Source organism: Bradyrhizobium lablabi, assembly GCF_900141755.1.
GTDB classification, from domain to species: domain Bacteria; phylum Pseudomonadota; class Alphaproteobacteria; order Rhizobiales; family Xanthobacteraceae; genus Bradyrhizobium; species Bradyrhizobium lablabi_A.
The window spans coordinates 418,330-432,199 of record NZ_LT670844.1; the positions used below are offsets into that span (position 1 = coordinate 418,330).

Annotated in this window: 14 protein-coding genes; 11 read left to right on the forward strand and 3 right to left on the reverse strand. The window is 62.9% G+C overall.

The window, feature by feature from the left end; genetic code table 11:
* The first annotated feature begins 112 nt into the window (after positions 1-112).
* Complete coding sequence (locus B5526_RS01960) at positions 113-1,363, forward strand: SAM-dependent methyltransferase (RefSeq protein ID WP_079536440.1); 1,251 nt, start codon at positions 113-115, stop codon at positions 1,361-1,363.
* 26 nt (positions 1,364-1,389) lie between these two features.
* Here the strand turns inward: B5526_RS01960 and B5526_RS01965 are convergent, their stop codons facing one another.
* On the reverse strand, positions 1,390-1,596 hold the full coding sequence (locus B5526_RS01965; RefSeq protein ID WP_079536442.1) for a hypothetical protein: 207 nt from the start codon (positions 1,594-1,596) through the stop codon (positions 1,390-1,392).
* Between the two features lie 326 nt (positions 1,597-1,922).
* Here B5526_RS01965 and B5526_RS01970 point away from each other — a divergent pair, with 326 nt between their 5' ends.
* Genes B5526_RS01970 through xth form a run of 3 tightly spaced genes read left to right on the forward strand, consistent with a single transcriptional unit; the run spans position 1,923 to position 5,481 of the window.
* Positions 1,923-3,428 carry a replicative DNA helicase gene (locus B5526_RS01970; protein WP_079536444.1) on the forward strand — a complete coding sequence of 502 codons (1,506 nt, stop codon included), beginning with the start codon at positions 1,923-1,925 and terminating at the stop codon, positions 3,426-3,428.
* 48 nt (positions 3,429-3,476) lie between these two features.
* A complete protein-coding gene (alr, locus tag B5526_RS01975) occupies positions 3,477-4,697 on the forward strand; it encodes an alanine racemase (RefSeq protein WP_154071083.1) in 1,221 nt (406 codons plus the stop codon).
* A gap of 13 nt (positions 4,698-4,710) precedes the next feature.
* A complete protein-coding gene (gene xth / locus B5526_RS01980; RefSeq protein WP_079536445.1) occupies positions 4,711-5,481 on the forward strand; it encodes an exodeoxyribonuclease III in 771 nt (256 codons plus the stop codon).
* Positions 5,482-6,160: 679 nt separating this feature from the next.
* Here xth and B5526_RS01985 read toward each other — a convergent pair.
* Positions 6,161-6,529, reverse strand: a complete 369-nt coding sequence (locus tag B5526_RS01985) for a GFA family protein (protein WP_079536447.1) — start codon at positions 6,527-6,529, stop codon at positions 6,161-6,163.
* A gap of 85 nt (positions 6,530-6,614) precedes the next feature.
* Positions 6,615-7,067, reverse strand: coding sequence for a hypothetical protein (locus B5526_RS01990; RefSeq protein ID WP_154071084.1), 453 nt, complete (start codon positions 7,065-7,067; stop codon positions 6,615-6,617).
* 300 nt (positions 7,068-7,367) lie between these two features.
* Between B5526_RS01990 and B5526_RS02000 the strand changes: the two genes are divergently transcribed.
* From B5526_RS02000 to purF, 7 genes are all read left to right on the forward strand, one after another.
* Positions 7,368-8,093 carry a sulfite exporter TauE/SafE family protein gene (locus tag B5526_RS02000; RefSeq protein ID WP_079536452.1) on the forward strand — a complete coding sequence of 242 codons (726 nt, stop codon included), beginning with the start codon at positions 7,368-7,370 and terminating at the stop codon, positions 8,091-8,093.
* Between the two features lie 149 nt (positions 8,094-8,242).
* A complete protein-coding gene (locus tag B5526_RS02005) occupies positions 8,243-9,127 on the forward strand; it encodes a prohibitin family protein (RefSeq protein ID WP_079544625.1) in 885 nt (294 codons plus the stop codon).
* A gap of 166 nt (positions 9,128-9,293) precedes the next feature.
* Positions 9,294-9,551, forward strand: coding sequence for a type II toxin-antitoxin system prevent-host-death family antitoxin (locus B5526_RS02010; protein ID WP_079536454.1), 258 nt, complete (start codon positions 9,294-9,296; stop codon positions 9,549-9,551).
* A complete protein-coding gene (locus tag B5526_RS02015) occupies positions 9,551-9,973 on the forward strand; it encodes a type II toxin-antitoxin system VapC family toxin (protein ID WP_079536456.1) in 423 nt (140 codons plus the stop codon). Before B5526_RS02010 ends, B5526_RS02015 begins: the two co-directional genes overlap by 1 nt.
* Before the next feature lie 90 nt (positions 9,974-10,063).
* Positions 10,064-11,530: a DNA repair protein RadA gene (gene radA / locus B5526_RS02020; protein ID WP_079536458.1), complete on the forward strand. Its 1,467-nt coding sequence runs from the start codon at positions 10,064-10,066 to the stop codon at positions 11,528-11,530.
* A 159-nt stretch (positions 11,531-11,689) separates the two neighbouring features.
* On the forward strand, positions 11,690-12,319 hold the full coding sequence (locus tag B5526_RS02025) for a CvpA family protein (RefSeq protein ID WP_079536460.1): 630 nt from the start codon (positions 11,690-11,692) through the stop codon (positions 12,317-12,319).
* 23 nt (positions 12,320-12,342) lie between these two features.
* A complete protein-coding gene (gene purF / locus B5526_RS02030; RefSeq protein ID WP_079536461.1) occupies positions 12,343-13,869 on the forward strand; it encodes an amidophosphoribosyltransferase in 1,527 nt (508 codons plus the stop codon).
* The last annotated feature ends 1 nt before the right edge of the window (position 13,870 follow it).

The following is a 13,870-nucleotide window of genomic DNA, read 5'->3' on the forward strand; positions in this document are numbered from 1 at the left end:
ACTCACACTATTATGATCGATCGCGGCGCCTGGGAACCATTCTGTTTCCTGCGCGTCGGGTGTAACGGCCGGGACGTTAGCCTCTGCGGGATCGCTTGGTTCGGTGGTTTCGATGGACCGATTGTTGCGTTATTTCCTCTCGCAGTTCATTCGCCGCGGGGCGATGACCTTTACGACTGCGAGCGGGGCCAGGTTTACCTGCGGCGATGGGACCGGCGAGCCGGTTGCGGTGCGTTTCCTCACCACCGACGCCGAACGCAGGGTTTTGATCAACCCGGAACTGGCGCTCGGCGAAGTCTACATGGAAGGCAGCTTCGTGGTGGAGAACGGCTCGATCGCGGATGCACTTGCGATCCTGATGAATCAGCCGGACATCTTGCCGCGCTGGGCCAAGCTGCAATGGTGGCTGCGATATCTCGGCCGGCATTTTCGCCAGTTCAATCCGCGCGGCCGTTCGAAGAACAATGTCGCGCGCCATTACGATCTCGACGGGCGGCTCTATTCCCTCTTCCTCGACGCCGACAAGCAATATAGCTGCGCCTATTTCGAGACGCCGCAGACGACGCTCGATGATGCCCAACTCGCCAAGAAGCGTCATCTCGCCGCCAAGCTCTTGATCAGGCCCGGCGACCGCGTGCTCGATATCGGCTCCGGCTGGGGCGGCCTTGGCCTCTATCTCGCCGAAATGGCCGGCGCCAACGTCACCGGCGTCACGCTGTCGACCGAACAATTGCAGGTGTCGAACGCGCGCGCCGCCGACAGGAAGCTGTCGCAGTCGGCGAAGTTCTTCCTGGAAGACTATCGCGACGTTTCCGGCCCGTTCGATCGGATCGTGTCGGTCGGCATGTTCGAACATGTGGGCGTCGACTTCTACGAAAAATATTTCAGGCGCTGCGCCGAACTTCTCACCGACGACGGCGTCATGATGCTGCACTCGATCGGGCGATCGGAGGGGCCCGATGCCACCAATCCCTGGATTGCCAAGTACATCTTCCCCGGCGGCTACATCCCCGCGCTGTCCGAGGTGATCCCGGCGATCGAGCGCGCCGGGCTTCTGGTCTGCGACATCGAAATCCTGCGGCTGCATTATGCCGAGACGCTGAAGGCCTGGCGCGAGCGCTTCATGGCGCGCCGCGAGGAAGCGGTGCAGCTCTACGACGAGCGCTTTGCGCGGATGTGGGAATTCTATCTGGCGTCTTCGGAAATGTCGTTCCGCAAGCAGAATTTGATGAATTTCCAGATCCAATTGACAAAACGCCAGGGCGTGGTGCCGATGACACGCGACTATATCACGCATGAGGAAGCAAAACTGCGCGGGCTGGAGCGCGGCCAGCGGCCAAGGCTGCAGATCGCGGGCGAATAGGCTGGTGTAACCAGCCCTCTCGGCTTCTAATTCCGCAGGCTGAAACGCGAGGCGACGTGCGTGCAGTGCGACACCGGCCGCGCCAGCTGCGCACGCAGCGCCATCAGGATCGAGGATTCGCAAGGCATTTCGCGGATTTCCGGGCGCGCGACCTGCTCCATCGTGTCGATCAGCAGCGACAGCCATAGCTTTTCGCCGTCTCCCGATCGCCATGTATGAAATTGCTGGCCCATCGCCTGTCCTTGCTTAAGGCGCGATCCGCGCCCGTTATTAATTCCGAGGTCGCAAACCCGTTCCCCGGATGCGCGTCCTTAGGATGGGTATGCCCACGCGGCGAAAGGTTCAGGCTGGGACCGGAGTTTCCCGGGCTTTTCATCGATGGCCGCCGCGCTCTCGCCGGAATCCCGTCAAGCGCCGCGCCTCACGAGGCTGGAAATCATCCACATTTTAATGAACGGTGCATAAGCAATGAGCTTTCGCTTTCGCTTTCCGCCGGACTGGCGCTTTATTCGCGCCCCGCTTCAACAATTAGACAAAGTTCGGCTCACGATCTCTCCCCATGGCCATGACTGATTCGAACGTCCTCAAGCTCGCCCCCGAGGCGGGGGCTCCGGCCGCCTATCGGAGCGCACCGCACAATATCGAGGCGGAACAGAGCCTTTTGGGCGCGATCCTGGTCAACAACGACGCCTTCTACCGGGTGTCGGATTTCCTCGAGCAAAAACACTTCTTCGAACCGATCCATCAGTCGATCTTTGATACCGCCGGCAGCCTGATCCGGATGGGCAAGGTCGCGACCCCCGTCACGCTGAAAACCTTCTTTCCGGCCGAGACCGACATCGGCGGCATGACGGTCGGCCAATACCTCGCCCGCCTCGCCGCGGAAGCGACCACCATCATCAACGCCCAGGATTATGGGCGAACGATCTACGACCTGGCGCTGCGCCGCGACCTGATTGGTATCGGCGAGGATATGGTCAACGTTGCTTACGAAGCGCCGGTGGATTTTGCGCCGCGGGCACAGATCGAGGATGCCGAGCGCCGGCTGTATGAACTGGCCGAATCCGGCCGCTATGACGGCGGCTTCCAGCGTTTTGCGCAGGCGCTGACCGTTGCCGTCGACATGGCGGCCAAAGCGTTCCAGCGCGACGGCAAATTGTCGGGCATCGCGACCGGCCTGCGCGACCTCGACATCAAGATGGGCGGCCTGCAGCCCTCCGACCTGATCATCGTGGCGGGGCGTCCCGGCATGGGCAAGACCGCGCTTGCCACCAACATCGCCTACAACGTCGCCAAGGTGCATCGCGCCGAGGTCCAGGCCGACGGCACCATGAAGTCGGTCAATGGCGGCATTGTCGGCTTCTTCTCCTGCGAAATGTCGGCCGAACAGCTCGCCACCCGTATCATCGCCGAGCGCACCGGGATTCCCTCGAGCACAATCCGCCGCGGCGGCATCACCGAGGGCGATTTCGAAAAAATCCGCGACTATTCGATCGAGCTGCAGTCGCTGCCGTTCTATGTCGACGAGACCGGTGGCCTTTCGATCTCGCAGCTCACCGCGCGCGCCCGCCGGCTGAAGCGGCAGAAGGGCCTCGATCTGATCGTGGTCGACTATATCCAGTTGCTGCAGGGGTCGAACAAGCGCGGCAACGAAAACCGCGTGCAGGAAGTCACGGAGATCACGACGAGCCTGAAGGCACTGGCGAAAGAGCTCAACGTTCCCGTCATCGCGCTCTCGCAATTGTCGCGCCAGGTGGAAAGCCGCGACGACAAGCGCCCGCAACTGTCGGACCTGCGCGAGTCCGGCTCGATCGAGCAGGACGCCGATGTTGTGATGTTCGTGTTCCGCGAGGAATATTATCTCGCCAACAAGGAGCCGCGGGCGGGCACGCCGGAATACGAGAAATGGCAACTCGACATGTCGCTGGTGCACGGCAAGGCCGAAGTGATCATCGGCAAGCAGCGCCACGGCCCGACCGGCACCGTCGAGCTGCAGTTCGACGCCGCCGTCACACGGTTTGGCGACCTGACGCATGACAGCCATTTGCCGGATCGCGCCTATTGACCGCAGGCCCCGGTTGAACCGCCCTGCTCCGGCGCGTAAAACGGCGCCATGAACATCGTCTCCGACCCGAAATCGATCCCGCCCGGCAGCCTGCTCTCGCCCGAGGCCAACCAGGCGGCCGCGCTTGCGAGCGCGACCGGCGTGCTCACCGTCGATCTCGACGCCATCGTCGCCAACTGGCGCAAGCTCGAGAAGACCGCGGTGCCGGCCGAGTGCGCCGGCGTGATCAAGGCCGACGCCTATGGCTGCGGCGCGGCTCCGGTCGCGCGCGCGCTGGCGGATGCCGGCTGCAAGACGTTTTTTGTCGCCACTCTGGATGAAGCGCGCGCTGCCCGTGCCGCAGTGCCACAGGCCGTCATCTATACGCTCGATGGTTTCTTCCAGAATTGCGGCGATGCATTTGCAAAAATCGACGCCAGGCCCGTGATCGGCGATCTCAACGAGCTCGCCGAATGGGACGTGTTCTGCCGCCGCTCCGGCTGGGCCGGCGGTGCTGCTGTTCATATCGACACCGGCATGAACCGGCTCGGGCTGACGCTGGTCGAGGCGCAGGGCATCATTCCCCGCATCAATGCCGGCGATCATGGCATTACGCTCGTCATGAGCCACCTCGCCTGCGCCGAAAACCTCAACCATCCGCTCAACGCCAAGCAGCTTGCGGCCTTCCGCGAGATCGCCAGTCTTTTCTCCGGCGTGCCGGCGTCGCTGTCGAATTCCTCCGGCTGCTTCCTCGGGCCCCAGTTCCAGTTCGACCTGGTGCGGCCGGGCGCCGCGCTCTACGGCATCAATCCGACGCCCGAGGCGGACAATCCGATGCAGCCGGTGGTCGAATTGAAGGCGCGGATCGTGCAGATGCGCGCTATCGAGAAGGGCGAGAGCGTCGGCTATGGCGGGACCTGGACGGCGCGGCGGCCGACGAAACTTGCGATCGTATCGGCCGGCTACGCCGACGGCTATTTCCGCGCTGCCGGCGGGATCGATGGCACCCGCAGCGCCGAGGTCGTGGTTGCCGGCAAGCGCTGCCCGGTGGCAGGCCGCATCTCGATGGACCTGATGGCGATCGATGTCACTGATCTGCCCAACAACGCGGCGCGGCGCGGTCATATGGCGACGCTGATCGGCGAAGGTATCACCGTCGACGAACTCGCGCATCATTTTGGGACCATCGGCTACGAAGTGCTGACCAGCCTCGGCCCGCGCTATGCCCGCGTCTACAAGGGCGGCGGCGCGACGACGATCGAGCCCGCGCCTGCGGCACCGGCGGCCTGACAGTTTGTCAGGCATGAAGGTCGCGACATTCAACATCAACAACATCAACCGGCGCCTCCCTAACCTTTTGCGATGGCTGCGTCAGGCAAAGCCCGACGCGGTTTCCCTGCAAGAACTGAAAGCGACCGACGATGATTTTCCGCTTTCGGAAATCAACAAGGCCGGCTACGGCGCGGTCTGGCACGGACAGAAGACCTGGAACGGCGTCGCCATCCTGGCGCGAAAAGCCGAGCCGGTGCTGATCCGGACCGCGCTGCCCGGCGATGCAACCGATCACGAGGCGCGCTATATCGAGGCCGCCGTCAACGGCATCGTCGTCACCAGCCTCTATCTGCCGAACGGCAACCCGCAGCCCGGGCCGAAATTTGATTACAAGCTGAAATGGTTTTCCAGGCTCAAGCGGCACGCGGCGACATTCATCAAGCAGGAAATTCCGGTGGTGCTGGCCGGCGACTACAACGTCGCGCCGACCGAGCTCGATATCTATCCGACGAAATCATGGGACAAGGATGCGCTGATCCAGCCGAAGAGCCGCGCCGCGTTCAAGTCGCTGGTGGAACAAGGCTGGTGCGACGCGATCCGCGAACTTCATCCGTCAGAGCCGATGTACACGTTCTGGGACTACATGCGAAACCGCTGGCCGCGCGACGCCGGATTGCGGCTCGATCATCTGCTCGTCAGCCCGGTGCTTGCGCCGCGCCTGACAAAAGCCGGCGTCGACCGCAAGCTGCGCGGCGAGGAAGGCGCTAGCGACCACGCGCCGGCGTGGATCGTGTTGGACTAGATTGCCAAGAGGCGTTTTGCGTTGGCGGCGACATGCTCGCGGTAGCCTCCGATAACCATAGCGGCCGCGGCGCCGGAGAGCAGAAACACTAACAACCGTCATACCCCGCGCATGCGGGGTATCCAGTACGCCGCGGCTTCTCGATTCCATCCGGGTCTGGTCCTTCGGACCATCCCGGAATGACGGTTGGATACGACTTCGCGATCCCGCGGCGCGATGCGCCCGAGTTGTGCTGAATTCTCCGCCCCGTGAGGGCGTGGGGAATGCCGGGCGCCGATGCACCCGCAGCCGCGCGTGTAGTGTAGTAAACACGCGCGTTAGTCACCACAGGTCCACCGGAACATCCCGGCATTCCCGCACACAGTGGTTTTAACGGTTTCCTTCGTGCTCTCCCCGGCGATCGGGCTTTCTTGTCACCGTCATCTGCGCTTCTTCTCGCAGACTTGACGCCGGCGTCGAGGCGTCAGGACCACACGACTTCTCCGTCCGCGACTGGCGCTGTTCGTCAATAGCGCCGCTCGCGTCCACCGCATCCCGTCCCGCGTTCGTGACGATCGCGAGCCGCCCCTGTTTGGAACGGGACGTCGTCTACATACAACTGATTTGGGTCAGGCGGCCAGCGTTATTTCTGAAATTCCGAAATTAAGTCCTTAGCGCGCAGCTACGCGTGCAGCCGGCATCACCACAAATTCTTGCCGTCGATCACGGTTACCGGCACGGCGTCGAGATCGAAATCATCCAGAAGCCGCGAATTGATGCCGACGCGCGGATTGTCGAAATCGGGCTTGCCGGTCGACCAGTCCGGCGATTCCGAATAGGTGCCGCAGCCGCAACCCGCACAGAAATGGTGCTTTACCGTGCGGCTTTGCCATTGATAGGTCGCCACGTTCTCCACCAGCGTGGTCAGGCGAAACTGCGCCGGCGTGTAATAGGCCCACAACGCGCCGCGCTTTGAGCACAGCGAACAGGTACACCGCGTCACGCCGCTCGGCGCCTCGCTCACTTCGAATTGCGTATTGCCGCAATGGCAACTTCCCTTGATCGGCACGATCCGCTCCTCCCCATGGCCTGACACGGCGAGGGTCGTAGCCTGAGCCTGCTGCCACCATGGTGTCAGCAGCAGGCGGCCACCGTTACTCCCGCCAGACCTCGGCCAGATCGATCGTATGTTCGGGCACGCCAAGGATCAACTTGGCCGTCCCCCCACAGACCGGCAGGCGAACGATCATGCTCGCCCAATTCCGCTCTTCCGGACGCGGGGTCTGGTTGAGCAAATCGATCGTGTCCCGCGTACGCCGCACTTCACTGAACTCGTACCGAAATGGGCTGCCGTCGGGTGGAAAATACTCATGCCAGACCTTGCCCTCATGTTTGAAATAGCTCTCGGGCTTGCGGTAGGTATTTGCATAGGTGAGACAAACAGGAAGGTTCAGCCCTTCCAGCACAAGGGGATAGACAGTGCCGACGCTGGCGATCAATCCGAAGATGGTGGTTAGTGCGCCAACGAATACCAATCGATTTGATCTTATCCAATCCAGAACGGCCGAAAGGCCGGTGTTCAAAACCGTGGCGCGCGAGTCCTCCATGATTGCGACTCCTTCTCTCAAATGCGACCAGCCAAGATCGCGTTGCGCCGGATTCAACAGAAGGTTGCCAAGCCTGCGTATGAACTACATCACAATCCCTGATCACGTATCGGTGCCTGACGACAATGCTCTCCCCCTCATGGTGAGGAGGCGCCCTTGCGCCGTCTCGAACCATGAGGCCACAGTGGGGGCCTGCATCCTTCGAGACGCGCGCGAAAGCGCGCTCCTCAGGATGAGGTCGGAGATATATTCACAGCCGCTCAGCGTTTGGGACACCTGCCGGCTTCGCGGTGTCAGATCTTGAACCTTCTCTTCATCCTCGCGGTCGGGCTTTTGGCCGGCACCATCTCCGGCATCGTCGGCACCGGCTCGTCGATCATGCTGATGCCGGTGCTGGTCTATCAATACGGACCGAAACAGGCGGTACCGATCATGGCGATCGCCGCCGTAATGGCCAATTTTTCGCGCATCCTCGCCTGGTGGCGCGAGGTCGACTGGCGCGCCTGCGCCGCCTATTCCATTCCGGGCATTCCGGCCGCGGCGCTTGGCGCGCGCACGCTGTTGGCGCTGCCGTCGCACGCGGTCGATATTGCAATCGGCGTGTTCCTGATCGCGATGGTGCCGGTGCGGCACTGGCTCGCGCGGCACCAGCTCAAATTATCGCTGTGGCACCTTGCGATCGGCGGCGCGGCAATCGGCTACCTCACCGGCATCGTGGTTTCGACCGGGCCGTTAAGCGTGCCGCTGTTTCTGTTCTACGGCCTCACCAAGGGCGCGTTCCTCGCCACGGAAGCTGCGAGTTCGCTCGGGCTTTACGTGAGTAAATCGGTGACCTTCGAGCGGTTCGGCGCGCTCACATCGGACATCGCATTGCAGGGCCTGATCGCCGGCGCGTCGCTGATGTCGGGCGCCTTCATCGCCAGGCGTTTTGTGTTGCGGCTCGAGCCGGATGTGTTTCGGCTTGTGATGGACGCCATCATGCTGGCGGCCGGACTTTCCTTGCTGTGGACGGCGGCAACTAGCTAAAATCCCATGGTTAACGCTATTCCGATCTGAACCAATCCATCGGATTGGCCGACGAAGTGACGCGTATCACAACCAATTTCGTAACAGGCCATCGACGATTGCTTGGCCCGCAAATGCATTTCAATCACCCAAAGCCCGGAGATACTTACATGAACAAGGGAATCATTGGCGTAGCGCTTGCGGCCGTCATCGTTCTCATAATCGCAGCGGGAAGCTGGTACACGGTCGACCAGACCGAGCGCGGCGTGCTGCTTCGCAATGGCGCCGTCATCGGCACCGCGCAGCCCGGCCTCGGCTTCAAGCTGCCGTTGCTCGACAGCGTCGAGAAGATCGGCGTGAAAACCTCGACCTATTCGTGGGACAAGATGAACTCTTATTCCTACGATCAGCAGCCCGCCGACCTGAAGATCAGCGTGACCTTGCGCGCAGCACCGGAGAAGGTGGCCGACCTCTACGCCAAATTCGGACGGCTGGATGCGGCGGTCAATCAGGTGGTCAGCCCGGTCGTCAACCAGCAGGTCAAGGTCGTGTTCGGCCGCTACACCGCGGTCAAGGCCATCCAGGAGCGCGGCGCGCTCAACAGCGCGATCAAGGACGCGATTACGGAATCGCTGAAATACGATCCAATGATCATCATCGAGAGCGTGCAACTGGAAAACATCGAGTTCAGCGCAAATTACCTGCACTCGATCGAGCAGCGCATGCTGGCCGAGGTCGAGGTGCAGAAATTGCAGCAGAATGCCGAGCGCGAAAAAGTCCAGGCGCAAATCACCGTCACCCAGGCCACCGCCAAAGCCAACGCCGTCCGCGCCGAAGCCCAGGCCGAGGCCGATGCGACCCGCCTGAACGGCGAAGCCAAGGCATCGAACATCAAGATCACCGGCGAAGCCGAAGCGGCCGCGATCGAAGCGAGAGCCAAGGCGCTCGGCACCAATCCGAACCTCGTCACGCTGGTGCAGGCCGAACGCTGGAACGGCGTGCTGCCGACCACGATGGTGCCGGGCTCGGCGGTGCCGTTTGTGTCGTTGAAGTGAGGATTGAATAGATCAGGGGACGCCAGAGCGCGCTGGAACCATCCGGAAGCGCTCGCGTCTCCGATCCCGGTCGCCGACGAAGCCGGCTCTCTGGCCTTGAACAGTTGACGGCAGGTGACGGCCATCATATTCTAGCCAGAAATTCTAGCTAGCGAGAATCAAGCTTATGACCCAGCGCAGTTGGTCGGTACAGGATGCGAAGAACCGGTTCAGCGAGGTCGTGGAGGCCGCGCGACGCACGCCGCAGACCGTCACCAAGCATGGCAAGCCCGCCGTAGTCGTCGTCGATGTGGTCGAGTACGAGCGACTGCGGCGCCTCGAACGCGCGCGGGCACCATCCTTTGCCGATATGCTGCTCGCCATGCCACAGGATAACGGCGATGTCCCGCGTCGAAATGTGCGGATGCGCGATATCGAGCTCTGATGTTCTTGATCGATACCGTCACGCTGTCCGAGTTGCGCAGGCGGCAGCGCGATCCAATGGTCGTGGCGTGGTTCGAGCGGCAGCGAACGACCGAACTGTTTCTCAGCGTCATCAGCATCGGCGAGATAGAGCGCGGCATTGCGCGACAGCGCGCGACGGATCCAGGCTTCGCCGACGCGCTGGCGGCCTGGCTGGACCGCGTACTGGTCCTCTACGGCGAGCGGATTGTGCCATTCGATCTGCGAACGGCGCGGCGTTGGGGTACCCTGAGCGCCGTTCTCGGCAATGACAGCGCCGATCTCATGATCGCGGCCACAGCGCTGGAACATGGGCTCACCATCGTCACGCGCAACGTATCTGATTTCGAGCCCACCGGGGTCGCCGTCGTCGATCCGTTCAGTCGACGGCCTAAGCGGAAGTAGCCAGTACCGGATTCGTCCTTAGAACAAAATAGGAACATTAAGATTTCTGTGCTATCAACCGCGACGGAATCCCACGGCGACTCACCTCCAATGGCCAAATCCGCCCTCTCCTTTGTCTGCCAGAACTGCGGTGCGGCCTATAACCGCTGGCAGGGCAAATGCGAGTCCTGTGGCGAGTGGAACACGCTTTCCGAGGAGGACACAACCGGCGCCACCACGATGCCGGTCTCGATCCGCTCAAAGCGCAAGGGCCGCAAGTTTGTGCTGGAGAGCCTCACCGGCAAGAGCCATGAGGCCCCTCGCCTCGCCTCGGGGATGGCCGAGCTCGATCGTGTCACCGGCGGCGGGTTTGTCAGGGGCTCGGTGCTTTTGGTCGGCGGCGACCCCGGCATCGGTAAGTCGACGTTGTTGACGCAGGCGACCAGCCTGATGGCGCGGGCCGGCCATCGCGCGGTCTATATTTCCGGTGAAGAGGCGGTCGCGCAGGTGCGGCTGCGCGCCGAGCGGCTGGGGCTGGCGGATGCGCCGGTGCAGCTTGCGGCGGAGACTTCCGTCGAGGACATCGTCTCGACCTTGTCCGAAGGGGCGGTGCCGCGGCTGATCGTGATCGATTCGATCCAGACCATGTGGACCGACACGGTGGAATCCGCGCCCGGCACGGTGACACAGGTTCGCGCCTCGGCGCAGGCGCTGATCAGGTTCGCAAAGAAATCCGGCGCGGCGATCATCCTGGTCGGCCATGTGACAAAAGACGGCCAGATCGCCGGCCCCCGCGTGGTCGAGCATATGGTCGATGCGGTGCTTTCGTTCGAGGGTGAAGGCTCCCAGCAATTCCGCATTTTGCGCGCGGTGAAAAACCGGTTCGGGCCGACCGACGAGATCGGCGTATTCGAGATGACGGGCCTCGGCCTGCGCGAAGTCTCAAATCCGTCCGAGCTGTTCCTGTCGGAGCGTGATCTCGGCAGTCCGGGCACGGCGGTATTCGCCGGCATCGAGGGCACCCGCCCGGTGCTGGTGGAACTGCAGGCGCTGGTGGCGCCGACCTCGCTCGGCACGCCGCGCCGGGCGGTGGTGGGCTGGGACCCGAGCCGGCTGTCGATGGTGCTGGCGGTGCTGGAGGCCCATTGCGGCGTCAAACTTTCCGGCCATGACGTCTATCTCAATGTCGCCGGCGGCCTGCGCATCCAGGAACCGGCGGCGGACCTTGCCGCGGCAGCAGCCCTGGTGTCGTCGCTGGTCAATGCGCCGTTGCCGACCGATGCCGTTTATTTCGGCGAGATTTCGCTCTCGGGCGCGGTGCGGCCGGTGGCGCAGACCTCGGCGCGGCTGAAGGAAGCGGCAAAGCTCGGATTCGGCCGCGCCGTGCTGCCCGAATCGGCCCGCGGGGAGACCGGCGGCGACGCGGGGATGGCGCTGAACAGCGTGGGCGGATTGACCAGCCTGGTCGCCGATATCGCCGCGCGCGGTACACCGAAACGAAACCAGGACGGCAACCGGGAGGGCGCAAGTGTTGAGAAAAATGCCACACCGGCGCGATTCCGTCGCGAGAACGGCTAAAGCGGCGTGACGTTACAAGCCCTCGCCGCTATACAACCCGCGCGGGGGCGGGATGGCACGTTTTCCGGCCTTGCGGGACCTGCCATATGACCGTCACCTTGGGACGGCACCGACACGCCGATTCGCGAACCCAGACTTTGATGCGGACCTGACCAGCCGATGCCGATAACGATACTCGATCTCGCTTTGCTCGCCGTGATGCTCGTTTCCGGCCTGCTCGCGATGGTACGCGGCTTTATGCGCGAGATTCTGTCGATCGCGGCATGGGGCACGGCCGCGCTGGTCACGATTTACGCCTTCGGCAAGCTGCTGCCGACCGCGAAAACCTATTTCAACAACGATACGGTCGCCAGCATCGTCGTGGTCGCCGGCGTCTTTATCGGCACCCTGATCGCGGTTTCCATCATTACGGTGCGGATTTCCGACATGATCCTGGATTCCCGGATCGGCGCGCTCGACCGCACCCTCGGGTTCCTGTTCGGGCTGGCAAGGGGCCTCCTGATCGTCGTGGTCGCCTTCATGTTCTTCAGCTGGCTGGTCCCGGACAAGCAGCGGCCCGACTGGGTCACCGGGGCCAAATCCCGGATGGTGCTGCAGGGAACCGGGGATTGGCTGATGTCGCTCTTGCCGGATGACCCCGAGAACACCATCTTGAAGAGATTCAAGAAGAATAAACCAGACGATGAGCAGACTGACGCCGAGCCGGCACCGCCGGCCGCCGGTGATGGCTACAGTAAGCCTGCGCGTGACAGCCTGAAAAAGCTGATCGAGAAACCCGCGGCACGTTGAATTTAGGCCCAAAGAGAGGCGCGATGGACGAGACCGAGAGCCCTTCCGAAGACGCCGAGCAACGCGACCGCGGCCTTGGCCCGGTCGACCTGGAACTTCACGAATCAGATCTGGACGGTGACACGCTGCGCGAAGAGTGCGGCGTGTTCGGCATTTTTGGCCACCCCGAGGCCGCCGCCATCACCGCGCTTGGGCTGCACGCCCTGCAGCATCGCGGCCAGGAGGCCGCGGGCATCGTCTCTTTCGATGGGAAGCGCTTTCACTCAGAGCGGCGGCTCGGCCTGGTCGGCGACACCTTTTCCCGCCGCGAGGTGATCGAGCGGCTGCCGGGCACGACCGCGGTCGGCCATGTCCGCTACTCCACAACAGGCGAAACCATCCTGCGCAACGTGCAGCCGCTGTTCGCCGAGCTCAACGCCGGCGGTTTTGCCGTGGGCCATAACGGCAATCTCACCAACGGATTGACCTTGCGCCGCGAGCTCGTGCGCAACGGCGCCATGATGCAATCGACCACCGACACCGAAGTCATCCTGCATCTGGTGGCGCAATCAAAACGCAACCGCTTCATCGACCGCTTCATCGAGGCGCTGCGCGCGATCGAGGGCGCCTATTCGCTGGTGTCCCTGACCAACAAGAAGCTGATCGGCGCGCGCGATCCGCTCGGCATCCGTCCGCTTGTCATGGGCGAACTCGACGGCCGGCCGATTCTGGCGTCGGAAACCTGCGCGCTCGATATCATCGGCGCCAAATATGTCCGCGACGTCGAGCCCGGCGAGATCATCGTGTTCGACGAGAACGGCGCGCAGAGCCACAAGCCGTTCCCGCCCAAGCCGCCGCGGCCGTGTATCTTCGAATACATCTACTTCTCGCGGCCGGATTCCATCGTCGGCGGGCGGTCGGTCTATGAAGTGCGAAAGGCCTTCGGCGCGCAGCTCGCGCGCGAAAGCCATGTCGATGTCGACGTCGTGGTGCCGGTGCCGGATTCCGGCGTGCCGGCCGCCGTCGGCTACAGCCAGCATTCCGGCGTGCCGTTCGAACTCGGCATTATCAGAAATCACTATGTCGGCCGCACTTTTATTCAGCCGACCCAGAGCGTGCGCGAACTCGGCGTGCGCATGAAGCATTCGGCCAACCGCGCCGCGATCGAAGGCAAGCGCATCATCCTGATCGACGATTCGCTGGTGCGCGGCACCACCTCGAAAAAGATCGTCCGCATGATGCGCGACGCCGGCGCCCGCGAGGTGCACTTCCGGCTCGCCTCGCCGCCGATCGTCCATCCCGATTATTACGGCATCGACCTGCCGGACCGCGGCGGGCTCCTGGCCGCGACCCATAATCTGGAGGAAATGCGCGAGATCATCGGCGCGGATTCGCTGGCGTTCCTGTCGATCGACGGCATGTACCGCGCCATGGGCGAACCCGGCCGCGATCCCGCCAATCCGAAATTCTCCGATCATTGCTTTACGGGTGTTTATCCGACCCACCTCACCGACCAGACCCAGGTCGAACCGCAGCCGCGGCAACTTTCGTTGTTGGCGGAAGCGAGCTGAC

Bases quoted from the DNA above. Each gene is read 5' to 3' on its own strand.
- B5526_RS02015 (WP_079536456.1), top strand. From the start codon at position 9,551: ATGTTCTTGATCGATACCGTCACGCTGTCCGAGTTGCGCAGGCGGCAG.
- B5526_RS02025 (WP_079536460.1), top strand. From the start codon at position 11,690: ATGCCGATAACGATACTCGATCTCGCTTTGCTCGCCGTGATGCTCGTT.
- alr (WP_154071083.1), top strand. From the start codon at position 3,477: ATGAACATCGTCTCCGACCCGAAATCGATCCCGCCCGGCAGCCTGCTC.
- B5526_RS02005 (WP_079544625.1), top strand. From the start codon at position 8,243: ATGAACAAGGGAATCATTGGCGTAGCGCTTGCGGCCGTCATCGTTCTC.
- B5526_RS02010 (WP_079536454.1), top strand. From the start codon at position 9,294: ATGACCCAGCGCAGTTGGTCGGTACAGGATGCGAAGAACCGGTTCAGC.
- xth (WP_079536445.1), top strand. From the start codon at position 4,711: ATGAAGGTCGCGACATTCAACATCAACAACATCAACCGGCGCCTCCCT.
- radA (WP_079536458.1), top strand. From the start codon at position 10,064: ATGGCCAAATCCGCCCTCTCCTTTGTCTGCCAGAACTGCGGTGCGGCC.
- B5526_RS01965 (WP_079536442.1), bottom strand. From the start codon at position 1,596: ATGGGCCAGCAATTTCATACATGGCGATCGGGAGACGGCGAAAAGCTA.
- B5526_RS01960 (WP_079536440.1), top strand. From the start codon at position 113: ATGGACCGATTGTTGCGTTATTTCCTCTCGCAGTTCATTCGCCGCGGG.
- B5526_RS01970 (WP_079536444.1), top strand. From the start codon at position 1,923: ATGGCCATGACTGATTCGAACGTCCTCAAGCTCGCCCCCGAGGCGGGG.
- purF (WP_079536461.1), top strand. From the start codon at position 12,343: ATGGACGAGACCGAGAGCCCTTCCGAAGACGCCGAGCAACGCGACCGC.
- B5526_RS01990 (WP_154071084.1), bottom strand. From the start codon at position 7,067: ATGGAGGACTCGCGCGCCACGGTTTTGAACACCGGCCTTTCGGCCGTT.